At 42.8% G+C, this 19,535-nt stretch carries 16 protein-coding genes; 9 read left to right on the forward strand and 7 right to left on the reverse strand.

The annotated features are described in order from the left end of the window. Positions 1 to 5: 5 nt before the first annotated feature. Genes H1R16_RS06445 through H1R16_RS06455 form a run of 3 tightly spaced genes read right to left on the reverse strand, consistent with a single transcriptional unit; the run spans position 6 to position 1,733 of the window. A complete protein-coding gene (locus H1R16_RS06445; RefSeq protein ID WP_181887901.1) occupies positions 6 to 707 on the reverse strand; it encodes a hypothetical protein in 702 nt (233 codons plus the stop codon). A 4-nt stretch (positions 708 to 711) separates the two neighbouring features. Continuing rightward, a complete protein-coding gene (locus H1R16_RS06450; protein WP_181887902.1) occupies positions 712 to 1,413 on the reverse strand; it encodes a hypothetical protein in 702 nt (233 codons plus the stop codon). Then, on the reverse strand, positions 1,410 to 1,733 hold the full coding sequence (locus tag H1R16_RS06455) for a PadR family transcriptional regulator (RefSeq protein ID WP_181887903.1): 324 nt from the start codon (positions 1,731 to 1,733) through the stop codon (positions 1,410 to 1,412). The genes H1R16_RS06450 and H1R16_RS06455 overlap by 4 nt, the downstream gene beginning before the upstream one ends. An 85-nt stretch (positions 1,734 to 1,818) precedes the next feature. Between H1R16_RS06455 and ruvC the strand changes: the two genes are divergently transcribed. Beyond that, positions 1,819 to 2,373, forward strand: coding sequence for a crossover junction endodeoxyribonuclease RuvC (gene ruvC, locus H1R16_RS06460; protein ID WP_181887904.1), 555 nt, complete (start codon positions 1,819 to 1,821; stop codon positions 2,371 to 2,373). Between the two features lie 284 nt (positions 2,374 to 2,657). Beyond that, positions 2,658 to 3,743, forward strand: coding sequence for a DUF4407 domain-containing protein (locus tag H1R16_RS06465; RefSeq protein ID WP_181887905.1), 1,086 nt, complete (start codon positions 2,658 to 2,660; stop codon positions 3,741 to 3,743). A 58-nt stretch (positions 3,744 to 3,801) separates the two neighbouring features. Here H1R16_RS06465 and H1R16_RS06470 read toward each other — a convergent pair whose 3' ends face one another. The 4 genes from H1R16_RS06470 to H1R16_RS06485 form a co-directional block, all read right to left on the reverse strand. Next, positions 3,802 to 4,215, reverse strand: a complete 414-nt coding sequence (locus tag H1R16_RS06470; RefSeq protein WP_181887906.1) for a DUF6759 domain-containing protein — start codon at positions 4,213 to 4,215, stop codon at positions 3,802 to 3,804. Position 4,216: 1 nt separating this feature from the next. Next, a complete protein-coding gene (gene guaB / locus H1R16_RS06475; protein ID WP_181887907.1) occupies positions 4,217 to 5,677 on the reverse strand; it encodes an IMP dehydrogenase in 1,461 nt (486 codons plus the stop codon). 128 nt (positions 5,678 to 5,805) lie between these two features. Beyond that, positions 5,806 to 6,966, reverse strand: a complete 1,161-nt coding sequence (locus H1R16_RS06480; RefSeq protein ID WP_181887908.1) for a GlmU family protein — start codon at positions 6,964 to 6,966, stop codon at positions 5,806 to 5,808. Between the two features lie 93 nt (positions 6,967 to 7,059). Further along, complete coding sequence (locus tag H1R16_RS06485; RefSeq protein ID WP_181887909.1) at positions 7,060 to 7,311, reverse strand: type B 50S ribosomal protein L31; 252 nt, start codon at positions 7,309 to 7,311, stop codon at positions 7,060 to 7,062. Positions 7,312 to 7,491: 180 nt separating this feature from the next. Between H1R16_RS06485 and H1R16_RS06490 the strand changes: the two genes are divergently transcribed. The 7 genes from H1R16_RS06490 (at position 7,492) to H1R16_RS06520 (ending at position 19,524) form a co-directional block, all read left to right on the forward strand. Then, positions 7,492 to 8,892, forward strand: a complete 1,401-nt coding sequence (locus H1R16_RS06490) for a hypothetical protein (protein ID WP_181887910.1) — start codon at positions 7,492 to 7,494, stop codon at positions 8,890 to 8,892. Positions 8,893 to 8,911: 19 nt separating this feature from the next. After that, positions 8,912 to 9,247, forward strand: coding sequence for a nucleotide pyrophosphohydrolase (locus H1R16_RS06495; protein WP_181887911.1), 336 nt, complete (start codon positions 8,912 to 8,914; stop codon positions 9,245 to 9,247). Continuing rightward, positions 9,248 to 10,483 (forward strand): hypothetical protein, encoded by a 1,236-nt coding sequence (locus H1R16_RS06500; RefSeq protein ID WP_181887912.1) that lies wholly within the window; start codon positions 9,248 to 9,250, stop codon positions 10,481 to 10,483. Then, positions 10,480 to 11,730 carry a 3-phosphoshikimate 1-carboxyvinyltransferase gene (locus H1R16_RS06505; protein ID WP_181887913.1) on the forward strand — a complete coding sequence of 417 codons (1,251 nt, stop codon included), beginning with the start codon at positions 10,480 to 10,482 and terminating at the stop codon, positions 11,728 to 11,730. The genes H1R16_RS06500 and H1R16_RS06505 overlap by 4 nt, the downstream gene beginning before the upstream one ends. Beyond that, entirely contained in the window at positions 11,717 to 12,517 is an 801-nt protein-coding gene (locus tag H1R16_RS06510; protein ID WP_181887914.1) for an SDR family NAD(P)-dependent oxidoreductase, read from the forward strand. The genes H1R16_RS06505 and H1R16_RS06510 overlap by 14 nt, the downstream gene beginning before the upstream one ends. Positions 12,518 to 12,676: 159 nt before the next feature. After that, positions 12,677 to 14,179, forward strand: coding sequence for a BamA/TamA family outer membrane protein (locus H1R16_RS06515; protein WP_228451376.1), 1,503 nt, complete (start codon positions 12,677 to 12,679; stop codon positions 14,177 to 14,179). Between the two features lie 470 nt (positions 14,180 to 14,649). Further along, positions 14,650 to 19,524 (forward strand): hypothetical protein, encoded by a 4,875-nt coding sequence (locus H1R16_RS06520; protein WP_181887916.1) that lies wholly within the window; start codon positions 14,650 to 14,652, stop codon positions 19,522 to 19,524. Positions 19,525 to 19,535: the final 11 nt, after the last annotated feature.

The following is a 19,535-nucleotide window of genomic DNA, read 5'->3' on the forward strand; positions in this document are numbered from 1 at the left end:
AAACATTAAAGATGCTTTAAAAATGGCTTTACTTTCTCAATGGTTTGAAGAAATTTTCTCTGTGAATAGTAAGAAATTAAACTTATCACTAAAACAGCATAAGTGATTACAATTCCAGAGATAATATGCTTTGGATTACCATGTACTGCTGTTCCTGCAAACATTTTTGCAATGGTACCGGCTTCTGTAAAGAATGTAAAATAAAAATACAGGCAAGATAGGCTTAACAGTGTATACTCCTGAAAAGAAACAAGCATATATTTTCTGTATTTCTTATTTAAAGAAAAATCTTTAAAGTTTTTTAAGTACACATAAAATGGAAGCAGCAATACGAGACCTGTACCAATGACAAAAATATATTTATAAACATGGAAACTAAATAAAAAAGAAAGTAACATCAAAGCCAGCACCATTACAGAAGCCATGTAAAGAGCTTTTTTCAGGAAGGCACGAAAGTTTGCGGTGTTAATTTTCCTTAAAAGATCACTTCGGTCGACCAAGTCCCACTCGCCCTTCCAGGAAGGCTGCAATTCTCCCTGCCAACTTTGCTTTACTTGTTCCAATGCGTCCTCAAAACATACACCTTCCTCTTTCTCCAACTCCAATATCTGGGTAACGAAATGATCGTAAACCTCCACCAGAATGTCGATCGGAAGTTTTTTATCTAAAAGATAAGTTCGGATTGTAGCGAGCTTAGTTTCATCCATTGCTTTATGCTTTAGTATAGTGAAGAAATGGCTTTATAGGCTGGAAATCTTTAATGAATCTAAACATGGAAAGCAATCCTACCATATAAACGAGTAAACCTAATGGTGCTGTGACCAGCGTAGCTAAGTCTATTTTTGTAAAGGAACCGTAAAAAAGTTGCTGAATTCTTGATTGACTTTCAAAGCTTAAGATGGTATTCTGCATCAATATATACCCGGGCGCAAGCATTATGATTGATTTCTGGTGTGCATTTAGTTTTAAATTTTTATTCTGCCACGCAATCAAAAAGTCTTTGATATGAATAATCAGGAAGACAAGGGGAAAAAAAATGGCTAAGCCCCAAAAAACTGTTATAAAAACCAAATATTGGGCAGATGAAAGAATGTTAGTTGCAGAAAACAGTAAACCAAGTACTACTGCCACAGCTATGAAGGCATGTACTGCAACCTTCCTTTCCTTCTCAGCGGCAATTTCTTTATTAATCTTCGGAATGAATCTGCTGTTTCCCAACTGGTGTAATTTCAAATCATCTTTCCATGCAACTAGAGTAGATGCAAAAGCTTCATCAAAAGTGATATTGTCCTTCTGCATAAGCTCAGTAATATGCGTGCAGAAATGGTCATGAAGTTCCATTACCACATCCAAAGACATCTTCTTTGCCAGAAGATATCCTACAATTTCGTGCTGCTGTGCTTCCGTTATCATTGATTAAAAATGGCATTTAAATTAAAAAGATAGGATCGCATGTCGGCTTCCTGAGCCTGCTGCTGCTTCCGCCCTTTTTCGGTGAGTAGGTAGTATTTTCTGTCGCGACCGTTAACGTTCATGATTTCCGAATAAATGATTCCGTCATTTTCCAGCTTATGCAGCAGCGGATAGAGCGCACCTTCAGTCATTTCCAGTTCACCTTTTGTAAGTTCCTTTGCACGCTGGGTGAGCTGATAACCATACATCTTCACCTCTTTTACCAGAAGTTTCAGAATAATGTTCTGAAGCGTACCTTTATAAAGCGAATTTTTCTTCATACCTAATTTAACTATGCATCACAAATATATACATCATTTTCTTATGTATCAAATTTTCGGTGTTTAATTTTTTACATTTGCATCAGTGAAAAACGAAAAGATTATCCTGGGTATCGATCCCGGTACCACAATTATGGGTTTCGGAATTATCTCTGTGACAAAGGGTAAAATGGAAATGGTATCCATCCATGAACTCATCCTGAAAAAATATCCCAACCACGAAACCAAACTGAAATATATCTTTGAGAGAACCCTGTCTCTTATAGATGAATTCCATCCGGATGAAGTGGCGCTGGAGGCTCCTTTCTTTGGTAAGAATGTGCAAAGCATGCTGAAACTGGGGCGTGCACAGGGCGTGGCTATGGCAGCGAGCCTTTACCGCGATGTTCCTATTACAGAATATTCGCCCAAGAAAATAAAAATGGCAATCACTGGCAACGGCAACGCAAGTAAGGAACAGGTTGCGGCTATGCTGCAGAATTTACTTAATCTGAAAGAGTTTCCTACAAAATATCTGGATGCCTCAGACGGGTTGGCTGTGGCGGTGTGTCACCACTTCAATTCCGGCAATGCCGTATCAGAAAAGAGTTATTCGGGCTGGGAAAGTTTCCTGCGGCAGAACCCGGACCGTGCCCGATAAAAAATATGGTAACCGTGACTTGCATCGGTTACCACATTCTGAATAATCCAGTGTTAATCATTTATTTCTAATAGAACTTAAAGGTATAGGCCACTGAATTATTGCTTTATCATTTGTGTTTTTGTTATAACAAAGATATATTCTCTAACTAAATTTATTTAGATTGTTGAAGGTAAATAAATACGTCAATTTACGTATTTTATTATTCCTAGCATAGCTTCCTGTTACTTTGCAAAACCTAATACCATCTGTAACAATGTTATCGGTCGTAGGACTTATTCTGTATGAAGACGCAACCAAATTTACAGCGGCCGGAAAATCATACTATGAATTGGTTTCAGCATTTTTTGCTCCTATGCTCCGGTGGCAATATCCATATCTTGAGGAAGACTCCCAGCGAATGGAACAAATTCGCCGGAATTGGCGGCATAGTGCTGTTTACTGCAGTATTTGCAACCCTTTCCGCCGGTTATGCCATGTATACCGTCTTTGATGATCTCTGGGTTTCTGTGGCTTTCGGTATTGTGTGGGGTTTAATGATTTTTAACCTGGACCGTTATATTGTTTCGTCAATTAAAAAAACAGGTTCGTGGGGAAACCAAATCCTTATGGCGGTCCCGCGGCTTATTCTGGCTGGATTTCTGGGTATCATCATTTCCAAACCACTGGAACTGAAAATTTTTGAGAAGGAGGTAAACAAACAGCTGAACACCATTATCCAGCGAAACAAAACCAAACTGCAGGCAGAGATGAATAGCAGGATTTTGCAGCAAAGCAGTCCTTTTGAGAATGAAAAGAAGCAGATTCAGGAGAAGACGGCCATATATCAGGCATCTTATGACTCAGCCGCTGTAGAACTCGAAAAAGAGATTCTGGGGAAACAGTCCGGACTAACAAGCGGCAAAGTAGGTTACGGAACCAATGCCAAACGAAAGGCGGAACTGAAGGAACAGCGCCGTCAGGATTTGGAGAATCACCGTGCCAGCAGCGCACAGCGACTGGAATATCTGGACCGGGAGATCTCTAAGGTATATACCAATATAGAAACAGAACGTGATAAAACGGAAACCATAGAGGACAGGTTCAATGGTCTTGCCGCGCGGCTGCAGGCACTGGATGAACTGGGTAAAGATTCCGCAATTATGGCTTTGGCCGCATCATTTATCATGGGACTCTTTATCTGCCTGGAAATCGCTCCCGTACTGGTAAAATTGATTTCTTCTGCCGGACCTTATGACTACCTTCTGGACAAGACCGAGAATGACTTCAGGCTTTATGCCCACGAAAAGATACAGAAGGGAAATGCCTCAACCGATCATCGGATCAGTAGTTTTAAACGTGCGCTGAATGATGAAAAAGAACCGCTGTAACATAAAGAGCCTTGCGCAATTGCAGAAGGCTCCTTTTATATTTTAAACTTTTTGTAGACTATTTTCCGTCCGAAAGGGTAAGCGTGGCGCTTTCGGTTACGGTTTTACGGACCTCATATCGCGTTTTGCACAGATTCGCACTAACCAGGTAATTCCCTTTCTCCAGTACAACAAAATTCCTGAAATTCTTGCGTACAGGCACATTGTAGGTACTGTCGCCTGCAAACCTCACGATAATATTGCAGTTGCTGTTATTATTAATCAGCAAGGACACGTGGTTATCCAGCGGACTGCCGTTCAGGAGCAAATCCAGCGATTCGGCAGCCGTATCCATTTTGTTAATGGAGTCCTGCACCATAAGCTGACCAAACTCGTACGCTTCATCACGTTCAGCAATAGGTGTTTTGTCTTCCTGAACTGCACAGGAAGCCAATACGAGTGCCAGAGCAGCTATGGAATACAGCTTATTCATCTTACAGCGAATAGTTAGGTGCTTCCTGTGTTATGATTACATCATGCGGATGCGACTCTTTAAGACCGCTGCCGGTAATCATCACCATTTTTCCGTCGCGCTGAAGGGTATCAATGTCTGGAGTTCCGCAGTAACCCATACCCGCTCTTATACCACCGGTAAGTTGGAAAACCACCTCTTCCAGTTTCCCTTTATGCGGCACACGGCCTTCAATACCTTCGGGTACGAATTTTTTGGCCTCTGTCTGGAAATACCTTTCCTTTCCGCCACGTCTCATAGCTGAAAGTGAGCCCATTCCCTGGTAAGCCTTGAACTTCCTTCCCTGGAAAATAATCTCCTCGCCGGGAGCTTCGTCGGTTCCTGCCAACAGTGAACCTAACATCACCGCGTTTGCACCGGAGGCCAACGCTTTTACGATATCACCGGAAAGCTTCACACCTCCATCGGCAATAACTGCGACATTGCGGCTTTTAGCATATTCAAATACATTGTAAATGGCTGAAAGCTGTGGTACCCCTACACCTGCAACTACGCGGGTTGTACAGATAGAACCGGGACCTACACCCACTTTAAGGATGTTTGCACCTGCGTCTATCAGGTCTTTAGCACCCTCGGCAGTTACGATGTTACCACCTACGATATCCAGATCGGGAAAGTTGCTGCGGATTTCAGTAATCTTGTCAAGTACTCCTTTGGAATGTCCGTGAGCCGAATCTACTGCGATAATATCAACACCAGCCTTAACCAGCGCAGAAACACGCTCTATTGTATCTTCGCCTACACCAACACCGGCACCAACGATCAGTCGTCCATCCGCATCCTTATTGGCGTTAGGATATTCCATTTGATTATCGATGTCTTTAATAGTGATCAGACCTACGAGTTTGAATTTATCATCAACGATCGGTAGTTTTTCGACTCTGTTCTTCAGAAGGATCTCTTTGGCCTGCTCCAGGTTGGTTTGTTTGTCGCTGGTGATGAGTTTATCCTTAGTCATCAGTTCCTCCACTTTCGCATCCAGGTTTTCCTGGTATTTTACATCGCGGTTTGTAATGATACCGATCAGAGTATTCTCTGCATCAACAACCGGAAGTCCGGAAATTTTGAAATTGGCCATCATTTCCTTAGCTTCAGCCAGTGTATGGTCTTTAGAAAGGGTCACTGGATCGGTAATCATTCCGTTTTCAGAACGTTTAACCCTGTATACCTGAGCTGCCTGCTCCTCAATCGGCATATTTTTGTGGATGAAACCTATGCCGCCAACCCTTGCGAGTGCAATGGCCATTTCGCCTTCGGTAACTGTATCCATTGCTGCGGACACAATAGGAACATTAAGGGTGATTTTATCGGAAAGTCGTGATTTTAGAGATACCTGATTAGGCAGTACTTCGGAATAAGAAGGGATAAGAAGAACGTCATCGAAAGTGATGGCTGTCTCCACGATTTTGTTGTGTATAGACATCTTTACTTTCTTTGCAAAATTAAGGTTTTTTTACTTAAAATGAAAGTGTTCTGATAATTAACTCTTTTGCAGTTGATTTAACTGCTGTTCTTCAACCCCTGTGAAATAAAGCCGCAGGATAAAGGCACCTAGTAATTTTGATGAAGATAGCTGAAAATAGCCTCATCCACGCCAGTCAGTTCCACTTTTCGTCTGGCCATTACTTTTCCGGCAACCTCGACAGCTTTGTCCAGTCTGAATTTTTCATCACCGGCCATACCGCCCCAACTGAAGGAGGGTATATGATTGGGTGGGAAGCCTGCTTTGAAGATATTGGCAGCTACACCGACCACCGTTCCCGTATTGAACTGAGTATTTATGGCGGCTTTGGAATGATCGCCCATGATGAGTCCGCAGAACTGCAGACCCGTATCTTCCATGGAATTGCTGCTGTATGACCAGAGTTTAACAGAAGCATAATTATTCTTCAGGTTAGACGAGTTGGTATCGGCACCCAGATTACACCATTCGCCAATAACAGAGTTTCCGATAAATCCGTCGTGCCCTTTGTTGGAAAAGCCGAAAATAACCACATTGTTTACTTCGCCTCCCACTTTGGAATGGGGCCCAACCGTAGTTTCACCATAAATCTTTGCCCCCAGATTAAATTTGGAACCCTCACATAATGCAATTGGGCCTCTAAGGTTACAGCCTTCCATCACTTCAGCATCTTTCCCGATATAGATTTTTCCGGTACGGCAGTTAACAGTTGAAAACTCCAGCGTCGCGCCTTCTTCGATAAATAAATCTTCCTCATTTCCAAGAAAACCGTTCGTTGGCGATAGCGGCTGAGAAGTCCGTCCCTCAGTAAGAAGTTCAAAATCGAAATCAATGGCTGCCGCATTGTAGGAAAAAAGGTCAGTAGATTTCCGGAAGAAGACAATCTCCTCCGTAACATCCGTCATCTTTTCAATTTGGGATAGTGAGAAATCCTTAATATTTACTCTTGCAGCCAGCAACTCATCTTCATACACCAACGCTTCACCCATTTTCAAATTGCGGATTTGCTCCAAAACATCTTTGGTGGGCAGGAAATTGGGCACCAGAAACAGACTTTCCTCCAATTCAGGCGCCTGAAACTTCTGCTGCAGGAATTCTTCAGTAAAAAACGACACCTGAGTGCTGCCAAGCAGTTTCTGCCATCTTTCGGCAAAAGTAAGTATGCCGCAGCGCATTTCGGCTACAGGTCTTGTGAAGGTTAAAGGAAGGAAATTTTCCCAGTATTGGGCATCAGAAAAAACAAGTTGCATTCAGTGGAATTTTTAATGAGAAAGGTGTTCAAATTTAATAAAAAAAGTCCTCCAAAAATTTGGAAGACTCTTAATATCGTTAAGATCCGTAAATTACTTTGCGAATTTCTTATACTTGTTCATGAACTTGTCTACACGTCCTGCTGTATCAACCAGTTTGGTTTTACCGGTGTAGAAAGGGTGTGAAGTTGAAGAGATTTCCATTTTGATTAATGGATAAGTCTCACCTTCATACTCAATAACGTCTTTAGTGTCAGCAGTAGACTTACTTAGAAACATCTCGTCGTTACTCATATCTTTGAAAACAACAAGTCTATAATTTTCAGGGTGGATACCGTTTTTCATAACTTATTAAATTTAAATTAATTACAAAAAATTAGCGTTGAAATAAGTAATGGATCTTTCTCTGCTGAATTTTAGAGTGCAAAAATACTAATTATTTTTAAACCTGCAACATACCTGTCTCTTTTTTTACAATATAAAGTTCCGCTTTTTTAGTTAAATTTGAAATCTATAAGTGAGGATATGAAATTAAAAATAATAGCGGCAGTGCTTTTCTGGACAGCCCTGCTTATGATCTCCTGCACCAGGGACGAAATAAGTTTTGATGCTCCCACTCAGGAACTTCGGTTTTCGCGGGACACCGTTTTCTGTGATACCGTTTACAATCAGGTACGCTCGGAATCTTATGCTGTGAAAGTGTACAATTCGGAAGACAGGGATATCCTGATTCCGAGTATTGAACTTGGCCGCGGAATATCGTCGCTTTACAGGATTAATGTGGACGGTAAATCGGGTCACTCTTTCACTAATGTACCCCTCCGGAAAAAGGACAGCCTTTATATTTTTGTGGAAATAGCACCAACAGCATCATCGCCGGAGGCCATTGCCGAAGACCGCATATTCTTCACCTCCCCTGCCGGCAAGCAGCACGTAACGCTTTTTTCAGTAGTGCAGGATGCGGAATTTTTTGTAGAAACACCCGGCAATCCGAATATCCTATCCGGAAACATCACCTGGAATGATGACCGGGCGAAGATTATCTACGGTGACCTTACCGTTGCCTCAGGAAGCACTCTGAACATTGAACAGGGCACCAAAGTTTATTTCTTTAAAAACAGCGGCATGAAGGTAGCCGGCGGCGCCACAGTGAACATCAATGGAGACCTGAACGATGAGGTAAACATCCGTGGAGACCGTAATGACCCGAAATACGATACAATACCCAAGAACTGGAATTCCATGCGTTTCGAACCTGGATCCACAGTCAATATGAACTATGCGAGAGTTTTTGGAGGAATCCGCGGGCTGGATTTGCGCGAAGCTTCTGCTACAATAAAGAACTCCATCATACACACCTTTGATGAATATGGCATCTATGCGGTAAACTCTACTGTAAACGCAGAAAATCTGGTAATGAATAACTGTCAGAACGCCGATTTTGGAATCTTTAAAGGCGGAAACTATAATATCATTCATTCCACACTGGCAAATTACTGGCAGCTGACCGCCACAGGAAGCGGTTTGGCAATGTATGCTACCAACGAATGGATCAACAGTAATGGGCAGACGGAAACCGCGCCACTGAGCCTGAATATCGGTAACTCTATACTTTATACTAAAAATGCGAATGCGGTGCAGTTTAAACCAATAACCGGACAGACCTTTAACTACGAAATCCGAAACTCCCTGCTGAAGTATGATACAGGTGCCGGATTTAATTTTGACACCAGTCCCGGAATAATTACTTCTTTTAAAAATACAAACCCGGGATTTGTAAACTATTTCACAGAAAAAATGAATTTAAGGGTAACTGCGGATTCTTACGCCAAAGGGAAAGGTGCCGCAGGTATTGCCGCAACCGTGCCGCTGGATATTGTTAAGATTTCACGTACAGGCATTGCCACCCTGGGCGCGTACCAATAACATATTCAGTAAAAAATAAATGGAAACGGAAATAACAGTTCTCCAAAAGCAGGTGGACCATTGGATCAACACCGTAGGCGTGCGCTATTTCAATGAGCTTACCAATATGGCTATGCTTACTGAAGAAGTAGGCGAAGTGGCGCGGATCATAGCCAGAAGATATGGAGAACAAAGCGAAAAGGAGTCCGATAAAGGAAAAGATTTAGGTGAAGAACTGGCGGACGTGTTATTTGTCACCTTGTGCTTAGCCAATCAAACAGGGACTGATTTACAGGCAGCTTTTAACAAAAAAATGACGCTGAAAACAGAGCGTGACGCCAGCCGACATCATAAAAACGAAAAACTAAAACCTTAAATGCATAAATTATTAACAGCCCTATTTATACTTCTATTCGGTTTATGCTGGGCACAGATCACCGTTCCCTACAGGGTAGGCGATAAATTTGGCCTCTCAGATGAAAACGGGAAGATGCTTATTCCGGCAACTTATGATGTGATTGATGTACATGCTCCCGGGGAATTTACTGCTACAAAAAGAAGCGCGAACGGTTTTAAAACTACTTACATTACCGATAATAAAATCAGGCTCAGCGATACAGATTACAACTACTTCAACCTGGATTCTTCCTTCATAACTGCCGTCAAGCTAAAAAATACGAGGGATTTCGGTGCAGATGATTCCCGGAACAGCGTTACGGATATTTATACTTTAAACGGTAAAAAACTCTTCGAACAGTCTTTTCGGTTTGTTAATTTCATTGAAGATGAAAAAAAGCCCCCATTGAAAGATGAAATTCTGATTCTTACCAATGATCTGAATGGTAAGTACAGTTTGCTTTTGCTGAATAAAAACACTACGAAGGTAATTAAGACCTTTTTTGAGAATGCCGTAGATGTGGATACAGATTACGACTGGCTGCCTTCCAGTTTCAACGTAAAATATGTTTTGGCCAGAGAAACAACCCTGAATCAGCTCACGATAACCTTCGAAAACGGCAGGATAAAAACTCAGAATACAGAAACTGTTTCGTCTTCATCAGGCATGGGCAGGTCTGTGTCCGAAAGCTACAGCTCCTTTTCTCCACCGCCTCCTCCGCACGCTTACGCGCTGGAAAGCATAAAATCTGCACCAAAAAAACCGGAGCAGAAAAATGATAAAGTCGTTCTGGAAATCAGAATGGTAGATCTGAATAAAAGATATACTGAACCTTATACAAACCAGACCATGACTTTGGTTAATCATAAACTAACTCCGGAATATGCAAATCTGGTGAAAGTTGACAACAAATGGGGCTTTTTTGGTAACCAGACCAAGAACTGGATTCTACCGCCGGCTTATGATGAAATAATCCTGGATGAAGGAAAGTGTGTCTTTTGCAGTACCTACATCGTGCGGGAAGGAGAAGTATACCGCATCATTGAAATCGAAAACAACAAGCAAAAAATTTTCACTGGAAAATTTGAAAAGTTCCCTCATTTTTCAAAGAAAGATTTCGGAAGAAAAGGGTTTCAGCTGATACAGCTTTTTGATCAGGATGGTAAATTCTTCGCATATGCCAATCAGGACGGTAAAGTATATCACAGCAAATGATTCTCACAAAATCTACACTTTTAAGTAATAAAACCATTACTGTCAGCGGTTCGAAAAGCATATCGAACCGTTTGCTGATTCTGCATGCGCTGTTCAGTAATATAAGGATTACGAATCTTTCTGATTCTCAGGATACAAAACTACTCCAGGCCGCGCTTGAAAACAATTCAGATACGATCGATGTTCATCATGCTGGAACGGCTATGCGCTTTCTGACCTCTTACTTTGCTATTCGGGAAGGTAAAACCACAATACTAACCGGTTCGGACAGAATGAAACAGCGACCAATTAAACCTCTGGTTGATGCTTTGAAGCAATTGGGCGCAGAGATAGATTACCTGGAAAATAACGGCTATCCCCCTTTAAAGATTAGGGGGCACAAACTACGCGGAGGCGAGGTGAAAATTCAGGCAAATGTGTCCAGCCAGTTTATCACGTCACTTATGCTCATAGGGGCAAAGCTGGAGAATGGTATCACGATAATCCTGGAAGGAAAGATCACCTCTATTCCTTATCTTGAAATGACGCTGAAGATCCTGCGAACCATCGGGATCAGCAACAGTTGGGAAAGCGACACCATAAAGGTGGAGCCCAATATCCAAACCGAAAAAAATTCCCAAATCATACCGTTTACAATAGAAAGCGACTGGAGTTCGGCTTCCTACTTCTATTCGCTGGCGGCTATCGGACGCAACAGCATCAGCTTAAAATGCTTTAAACCATTTTCCCTTCAGGGCGACTCTGCCATCCGGGAACTTTATTGGGAATACTTCGGCGTTAATACAATTTCCGAAGGTGCGGAAGCTAAAATATCGCTTTTACCGGAAAGCAACTTTAAATATCCGGAGCGTATTGAACTGAATATGAATGCGTGCCCGGACCTTGCACAAACCATTTGTGTAACGGCTGCCGCATTAAAGATTTCATTTCACATTACCGGTCTGGAAACACTAAAAATAAAGGAAACGGACCGGCTGTCGGCACTTCAAAATGAACTCTTCAAGATTGGCTGCCTTACTGAAACCACAGACGAGTCTATCTGGAGCACTAACTTTATAGAGCCCGCTGCAAATATCAGCATTGAGACGTACACTGACCACCGCATGGCCATGAGCTTCGCACCCTTCTGCCTCCTGCAGGAATTAAGCATTGAAAATGAAGAGGTAGTACAAAAATCCTATCCCAACTTTTGGGCAGACCTGGCACAATGCCTGACCCCACAAACAGACTTAGATGAAAAGCAATAAAACAATAATTATTACCGGAACCTCCGGTGGAATAGGTTTCGTTTTGGCAGAATATTTTGGCAAAAAAGGCCATAAAGTATACGGCCTAAGCCGCAAAACGGCGGAATCGCCTTATTTCATAACAATTCCTACGGATATTACAGATAATAACCAGGTTCAGGCAGCTATAACCAAGGTTTTAAATGACGGACAAAATATCGATTTGCTGATTAATAACGCCGGTATGGGCATGGTGGGCGCTGTAGAAGATTCAACAAAAGACGATATATGGAAACTTTTTAACCTGAATTTGGTAGGTGCAGTACAGTTAATGTCAGCTGTACTGCCTGCCATGCGCGCTCAGAAAAACGGTCAGATTATTAATATTTCCAGCATCGGGAGCGAAATGGGACTGCCATTCCGTGGATTTTATTCAGCTTCAAAATCTGCATTGGATAAAGTAACGGAAGCCATCAGATATGAGGTTTCACCGTGGAACATCCATGTCTGTTCACTTCATTTAGGTGATATTAAAACAAAGATTGCAGAAAACCGCGTAAAAACATCGGTATCTGATCCTTACAAAATTACCTTTTCCAAAGTTCATGACCTGATGAATTCGCACGTTGATGACGGCACTGAACCTCTGGATGTAGCGGTTTATATTGAAAAGCTAATCTTGAAAGACCATTGGAAAGCACATTATTATTTCGGAAAATTCGGCCAGAAAATCGGTGTGCCTTTAAAATGGATCTTACCGCAGAGGCTTTACGAAAAGCTGATGAAAAAGTACAATAAGCTGGACTGAGAAAAAGATGAGCGCAATGAAAATATAAAATAAACGTTCTTTGCTTGAGCAGCCAAAGTGAGCCGACTAATTCAAATATCATTTCTTCTCTTATGTGTGTTCCTCAATGCGCAGCAAAAGGAATTCTGGCTTATCGATGTACAAACTAACAGCAAAAAGGTGGTCAAAGATTCACTGGCTGCCACAAAATTCCTGGACTCACTTGCCGAAAACAATCACTTTTTCACAGAAATCAGAAATATTGACGACGAAGTTGTCCGAACCAAAATTTACTATGACAAAGGCCCAAATTATAACACTGCTAATGTAAGACTTTCGGACAGCGTGGCCGCTGACCTTAAAACATCCGGGACTTTCTATACGAAAAACCTTGATTCAGTACGGAAGAACATCAACCAAAAATATGTTGATCTGGGCTATTCCTTCAGTCGGGTAAAAACGAAGTACCTGGGAATGGAAAAGGGAATTCCGAAGGTGGAATTGTCCGTAAACCGAAACAGGCAAAGAAAAATAGACGGTTTTGTACTGAAGGGTTACGAAAAGGCACCCAAAAGATTTGTAAAGAATCTAGAAAAAGAATTCAAATTAAGGAAATACGGCGATGAAAATCTGCTGGCCATTAACCGTAGCCTTCAAAACCATCCGTTTGTATCTCTGGAAAGGCCTCCGCAAACACTTTTCACCCAGGACTCTACCAATATTTATCTGTTTCTGCAGAAGAAAAAAGTAAATTCTTTTGACGGGATGCTGGGATTTGGAAATGACAAGGAGGAGAAATTCACTTTCAACGGCACACTGAATCTGAATTTCAGGAATGTTTTCAATGGCTTTGAAAGCATATCACTTTTTTGGCAACGAAATCCGGACCGGGGGCAATCCTTCGACCTTAAAGCAGATATCCCCTATCTGTTCCAGTCCAATGTAGGCGCCAGTGTGAACATGAATATCTTTCGGCAGGATTCCACATTTGCCAATGTGAAAGTGTTGCCGGCGGTCTACTATAACCTCTCCAGCCGACAAAGGCTGGGACTTCGAGGCACATTCGAAACCTCTACCGTTCTTGACTCGCTCTATACGCAGGGAACGGAATATACCCGTAAAGGAGCCGGTCTGTGGTACGACTACACTGCACCTACGGAAATTGAACTTTTCCTGCACAAAACCAGGGTACGTGCTGAAGCCGATGCGCTCTTTACCAATTATTCCGCGGCAAATTTAGATGCTACACAAATGCGCTATTTCCTGGCTGCCGAGCACAACCTGCGCCTGCGCGGCAACAATTACCTCAATTTAAAAGGTGAATCTGCCATGTTGAGTTCGCAGAATGAACTCACCACCAACGAACTCCTGCGCTTCGGCGGCTGGAACTCGCTCCGTGGCTTCAATGAAGAGGCACTGTACGCCGATTTCTATTATTACGGTGCTGCCGAATACCGCTACCTCGTAAACAATCAGGCCTTCTTCGATGTGTTCCTTCAGTACGGGCAGCTTTATAACAAGGTTGCTGACCTCAGGCCCCAACTCTACAGTTTCGGTCTTGGTTTCAATTTCTTCCTGCCTATCGGTCTTATGAGTTTCCAGATCTCCAACGGTAATGAATTTGGCAACGAGATCAAATTCGGGGATACGAAGATCCACTGGGGAATTCTAACGAGGTTTTAAATCGGGAGCATACTGTTCGGCCCTTCGGCGCTTAATATTCAGCCCGCTGTCCGCTACTACCTGGCGCCCGCCTGCGGCGGGCGCCAGGTAACCACTTCCATCGGGGCTATAACTTGGCAACACCTTCTTAGACGTACCTGCTCTCCAATTTCGGGATAAGAATCAGATTTCTATATCAAACTACCTGTTAGGTCCTTCTTCATACTATACACATGTATAAATATGCCTGGTTGGGATTTCACCAGGGATTTCACCTAAAAATACATCCCTGATTACTGGTATATTAATTTATTTTATTCACATTTTCCATACAACCTATTTAAAATCTTCCTAATTTCGTAAGGCATTGCATATCAATTCGGCAACTGCAGGGCTTCGAAAGTTACAGGCGCCAACCTGTGTGAAAGGAATTTGGCCTAAAGGATTCCTTCACAACAAACCAAAAACTACCAACCACAAAACTCCGTAAAATGCCCGATCTTTCTAAATCAGCAATAACCTTATTGCAGAATTTGGATTTGGAATCTGTACAGCAAATCCAGCCGCAGCAATTGGAATCGTTAATCGCTACGCTTCAGAAATCTCACGTCCCTGAAAAAACTGAACAATCCTTCCGCACTTCAAAACTGGCATTGAGTAAAGCAAAAAATCAGGAAATCCTAAAACTGAGGAATCTCGGCCAAACTACCGTGCCTCCCGCGGTCCGTCCGGAATATGAGATGGAATCCAAAGAAACTTTCCCTGCTTTCTCAGCACTGAAAAACAGCCTGGATCTGAGCTCCAGCTTTACGGTTCCGGAGAAAATTTTGGGTCCGTTTAAAACAATAGACGGCCTGGAAATGGTGATCAACTTCTATAGGTATATTGACGACTTTAAAATCCTCTTCCCGGGTGAAACGCAGGCTGCAGTCATAATGCCGGCACGTTTGCAGCGTATTGTCCTGGCGGGTACCCGTGTAAGCACTCTCACACTGGGCAAAGGCAGTGTATGGATCAGGGCAGACCTGCTGGATCCCAATGCACCGAAAGAAAAATATATTGGACTATGCATAACCTCAGGTTCTGTAAAGCTCGGCGGAAATTTCTCCTTAGGCAGCAACTCGGTCCAGATTCCTAAAAATTCACCCGTTGAGTGTGAATTCAATCTGAATAATTCTTACCAACCCAAAAACACTGATCCTTATGGAAATGATGGTAAGAATTCAGTCTTCACGCCTTCAGCATTACTCAAACTGAAGTCCACAAATTCCCGTTTTCGTGTTACCGGAAATGGCAACTATGCTGGGAAAACTCTCGGACAGGAAATCCAGCTTACATCGTTGGACAATACCTTTGAGTGGGACGGCGCCAAAAACAATATGATGCTGAGCCTAACCTCCCGTGAAACTCAGTTTTCGGTATATAAATCGGAATCCAAGCTATATCAGCTGCAGGGAAGATGTAAGGTTGGGAATTACAGGTGGATGCTCGCCAGCAGAGTACTTCAGAACAACCAAAGTATAGAAGTAAAATTTAACGGTGCTCTTACTGCCATGCTCAGCCCGGGACTACATTGTAAGTGGGATGGTATCCGTGAGGCAGACAGGATGGTAACTCTCAATGAATGCCAGCTTCTTTTCATGAGTGGCCTCCTGCACATCGGCTCAGAAAATGCAGATTTCGCTTCCCTCCAGGACCGGATGAAGCTCTGGCAGCATTCCACGGAATATGCCGAAAAAATGGAGTTGCATGTACGGTTTGCTGACTACAGATCACTCCAGATCATATCTCAAGGTAACGAAATGGATATGGTGAGTACATTTGCAGATACCGACTTCTACATCAATAAACCTCTTCTGGCAGATAACCGGCCGGTACATCCAAAGTCCAGGAAAAGCATGTATGCAAAGGGACACAGCAAATCGGGTAAAGTCATACTGATTCTGGACAGCGATATGTTAACAGAAGACCAGGTGCCGGGAACAAATGCTCCATTACGTAAATATCAGTTCGCGCTCCAAAACGCTTATTTTACAACTACTGAAGAGCTGGGCTTATTCCTGAATGCCAAATACGAAAGTGAAAACATTGTATACGAAGGCAGTTTGCTGCTTCAGTACGGAATCTATCATGTTTTACCTACATTGCCACACCCTTATACGGCCAATCGTCACCTTCACCAAAAAACCCGGGTCAGTGGTGTGTCCGGTGTATTTCAGTCCATTATTGAGTGGAGTCCTGAAAGCGGGATGAAGGAGGCCAAGGTCACTTTTAAAATGAACCGCCAATTCAGCGAACAGAGCTCGACGCTGAATACTTCAGCTATTGTAAACAGTCCCAGATACAAGCATCAGGAGTTGCGCATGAGTAATAATTTCATGCTGTTTGATGTCAGTACGGAATCTGATCATTGGGGCGTAGCCTTTTCTCTTGAAAACCGCGAGATCATGCGTAAACTGTATTCACATGATGTAAATGTTACTGATGAGAATGTGGTTACCATTCACAAAAATTATTTGCAGACGCCAATGGGTTTTATGCACGGACTAACACTTCCTCACATCAGCTGGGAACCGGTAGCCAATATCACTCCGAAGGATCACAACCTGGATCCGCCGGCCGGAGTACTGGATCAAAAAAATAACAGTGTACCCACTGTATTTACTCAACTGTATAATAAGCCGGTAAAAATACATCCCCGGAATTATATGGAGGCTTTCCGGCAGACTTTGAAGTCGCCTACCGATGAATCAAAAAATCTGCAGTCTAAAATTCTTTTCACATTACCTAACGGCAAACTGTCCGTTGTATCACTTAATCCCTACAGTCAGGAAAAAATGTGGCAGAAAGGACATCTGGATTTCATTATGCCCAAATTTGAACATCAGAGCCAAAGCCTGACCGGCGGCCTACAGTTTAGGATTTCCGCATTCAAGGACCCAAATCCCGACCAGCCACCCCGCATGAGAGGAAAAACGGAACAGCTTTATAATTTAACAGATTTCCCCGACATCAGCATTTTAGGTCAATCTGTGACCACGATATTTAATGAATCTTTCAACAAGAATCAGGAAGTGGATATCGGCATTCCGATTACTCATATTGACTTTTCCGGCTATGGTGCCAGCACCTTCAGCAACTGGCAAAATCCTACTGCAAAGTTTGCATCCATCGCCCAGGCTAAATTTGACGTCCTGAAAGGCCGGACAGCCTATGAACTTGTACAGGCTGTAAGCGTAATATATCCCTGGGGAATCTGTACATCCAGAACAGTAACCTTCCTCCGGAACAATAATGCCGTCATCTTTCGGGAGGACAGTGGCTGGGTGGCTAAGGGCGACGGTCTGTTTGACTTCAGTTTTCACTGGCCTACCAATAATGCTACTGTATTTTATCCCAATATATATGACATTTACCCTGGCTTGGTGCAGGGTCTGTTTAACGTTTCAAACATCAAAGAAGACTATAATGATATAATTAAATTTAGCTATGACTTACAGAACGGAGATTTTTCCGTAAATAACAGTGTTCTTCAGACCAACGCATCAGGAACAAAAGAGGCAGAATTTGTGGCTGTCTATTTTGATGCTGACGTGAAACTTGATCCTCTGGATACGCAGGTTACCGGTAAAAGGTTCAAGGGTTATCTGCAGCTCAAACCTCAGGGTGTACCGGTGCCCGCGCGAATACTCCGGCAGATCCTTAATAAAAGTCAGAATCCGGTCAGCGGCGGGATCGATACATTGTTGCCGATCGAGAGGACACTGCAGAAGTTTAAAAGTAATGCGGTAGAGGTAAATCCTTCCTATCAGAATGATAATGCCGGAGCTATAACCTTCGTCGCTTCCGTAAAGGGATCGGTGATATTGCCTCCAGACGGAAGTTGGAGCGTGGTGCAAGTGGATAAATCTTCGGGTGTAGTTCAGAACCTGAAAACCGGAAGCACAGTCGGTTTAGTGAAGGATGGGTTAAGGCCCAAAAATCACGGAAATGCTTTTCAGCTTAATACGACCAAAACCCTGGTTGCATTCCCGGACGGATTAAAGAATTCGCTGAACAGCTTCAGCAAAACCTATGGTTTCCTACAGAATACCGAAACTCAAAAACTTTTGTTGAATTCGGTACAGTACATAAAGGGACAGGCGGATAAATATAGTACCGATCCTGCACTTTTGGCCGACAGCTTCAGACTGCTTAATTCAAAAGGCCCTTTCCCCAATCTGAGCGAGGCAATAAAAGTGGATAATGCCGCGCAGACGGTTATAGACCTTTTACCTGACGGAGCCGTAAGTGGCGGAGTTAAAAAGATATTCAACTACGAAGTTCCCCCTGATTTCAACTATGATATTATAGGGAAGCAAGGTGATGCTTTCAGGATTTACATTAATTATAACGCTGTAGACAAAAATGGTAACCCGCCTAAAAAATCGGTTATCAAATATGTGACGGATTCGGTATCGGAAGACCGGTGGAGTAATCAAATGCAGAATCTAACTGTAGGGGTTGACCTTGTTTTTAAACCCATCATGTACATTTCGGGTGACTTTGGTAACGGTAAAAAGATAAGTGCCGGACTTAATTCCGGCAGCAGTCCGCAGTTAAAACTCTGCAAAGAACTGCAGACCATTTACGATATTCTGGAATTCCTGAACAATCTGGATCCTTCACAACCTTCCGAAGCGGTAAAAAAAGCACTCAAAATTGTCATGAGCAATTCGGCAGACAGTTGGGAATATAAATTTAAAGCGGATAAGGAAATTCCGTTGGTAAAGTTCCCCTTTGATCCTGTGAACTATAACTCTCCCACCACACCGCTCAAACTGGACGCCTTCTTCCGGTTGGGAGTATATTTCAATCAGCCAATAAAGATCCCAAATACAATAGATCAGCTGAAGCCTTCGGTGGGCGCCTATCTTGAGTTAGGTGCGGATCTGCGAGTAATGTGCGTGAGCGTAGCTGCGGCTACAATTTATGCCGTAGGACGGGCTGAAGTAGGCTTGGCCGCCGACCTTAATACGCCGCCAACGCTTTATTTCAAATTTGGATTCGGTGTGGAACTGGCGGTTGGATTACCCGTAATAGGTTCTGTAGCAGTAATGTTTATGGTGGGCGTAGATATAAAGATAAACAGTGTAGACGTTATCGTAGGTGCATTCATTTACTTCAGAGGCCGGGTTGAAATTCTGGGAGGTATTGTTACCATAACTATTTCCATCGAAGCAGCCGGGCAGATTCATAAAAAAGTGGACTCCAGCCAACCCACTAACTGTATTGCCAAATGCACATTTGCGCTTGATATTTCAATTGCGTTTGTCATCAACATCAACTTTACAGAGACCTGGGAGGAAACCAGACAAATCAGCTAACCAAACAAGAC

Source organism: Marnyiella aurantia, from assembly GCF_014041915.1.
Lineage (GTDB): Bacteria > Bacteroidota > Bacteroidia > Flavobacteriales > Weeksellaceae > Marnyiella > Marnyiella aurantia.

What these genes read in the sequence shown, in the direction of transcription:
- H1R16_RS06445 (WP_181887901.1), bottom strand. Translation starts at nt 707, where the DNA reads ATGGATGAAACTAAGCTCGCTACAATCCGAACTTATCTTTTAGATAAA.
- H1R16_RS06450 (WP_181887902.1), bottom strand. Translation starts at nt 1,413, where the DNA reads ATGATAACGGAAGCACAGCAGCACGAAATTGTAGGATATCTTCTGGCA.
- H1R16_RS06455 (WP_181887903.1), bottom strand. Translation starts at nt 1,733, where the DNA reads ATGAAGAAAAATTCGCTTTATAAAGGTACGCTTCAGAACATTATTCTG.
- H1R16_RS06465 (WP_181887905.1), top strand. Translation starts at nt 2,658, where the DNA reads ATGAAGACGCAACCAAATTTACAGCGGCCGGAAAATCATACTATGAAT.
- H1R16_RS06470 (WP_181887906.1), bottom strand. Translation starts at nt 4,215, where the DNA reads ATGAATAAGCTGTATTCCATAGCTGCTCTGGCACTCGTATTGGCTTCC.
- guaB (WP_181887907.1), bottom strand. Translation starts at nt 5,677, where the DNA reads ATGTCTATACACAACAAAATCGTGGAGACAGCCATCACTTTCGATGAC.
- H1R16_RS06480 (WP_181887908.1), bottom strand. Translation starts at nt 6,966, where the DNA reads ATGCAACTTGTTTTTTCTGATGCCCAATACTGGGAAAATTTCCTTCCT.
- H1R16_RS06485 (WP_181887909.1), bottom strand. Translation starts at nt 7,311, where the DNA reads ATGAAAAACGGTATCCACCCTGAAAATTATAGACTTGTTGTTTTCAAA.
- H1R16_RS06490 (WP_181887910.1), top strand. Translation starts at nt 7,492, where the DNA reads ATGAAATTAAAAATAATAGCGGCAGTGCTTTTCTGGACAGCCCTGCTT.
- H1R16_RS06495 (WP_181887911.1), top strand. Translation starts at nt 8,912, where the DNA reads ATGGAAACGGAAATAACAGTTCTCCAAAAGCAGGTGGACCATTGGATC.
- H1R16_RS06500 (WP_181887912.1), top strand. Translation starts at nt 9,248, where the DNA reads ATGCATAAATTATTAACAGCCCTATTTATACTTCTATTCGGTTTATGC.
- H1R16_RS06505 (WP_181887913.1), top strand. Translation starts at nt 10,480, where the DNA reads ATGATTCTCACAAAATCTACACTTTTAAGTAATAAAACCATTACTGTC.
- H1R16_RS06510 (WP_181887914.1), top strand. Translation starts at nt 11,717, where the DNA reads ATGAAAAGCAATAAAACAATAATTATTACCGGAACCTCCGGTGGAATA.
- H1R16_RS06520 (WP_181887916.1), top strand. Translation starts at nt 14,650, where the DNA reads ATGCCCGATCTTTCTAAATCAGCAATAACCTTATTGCAGAATTTGGAT.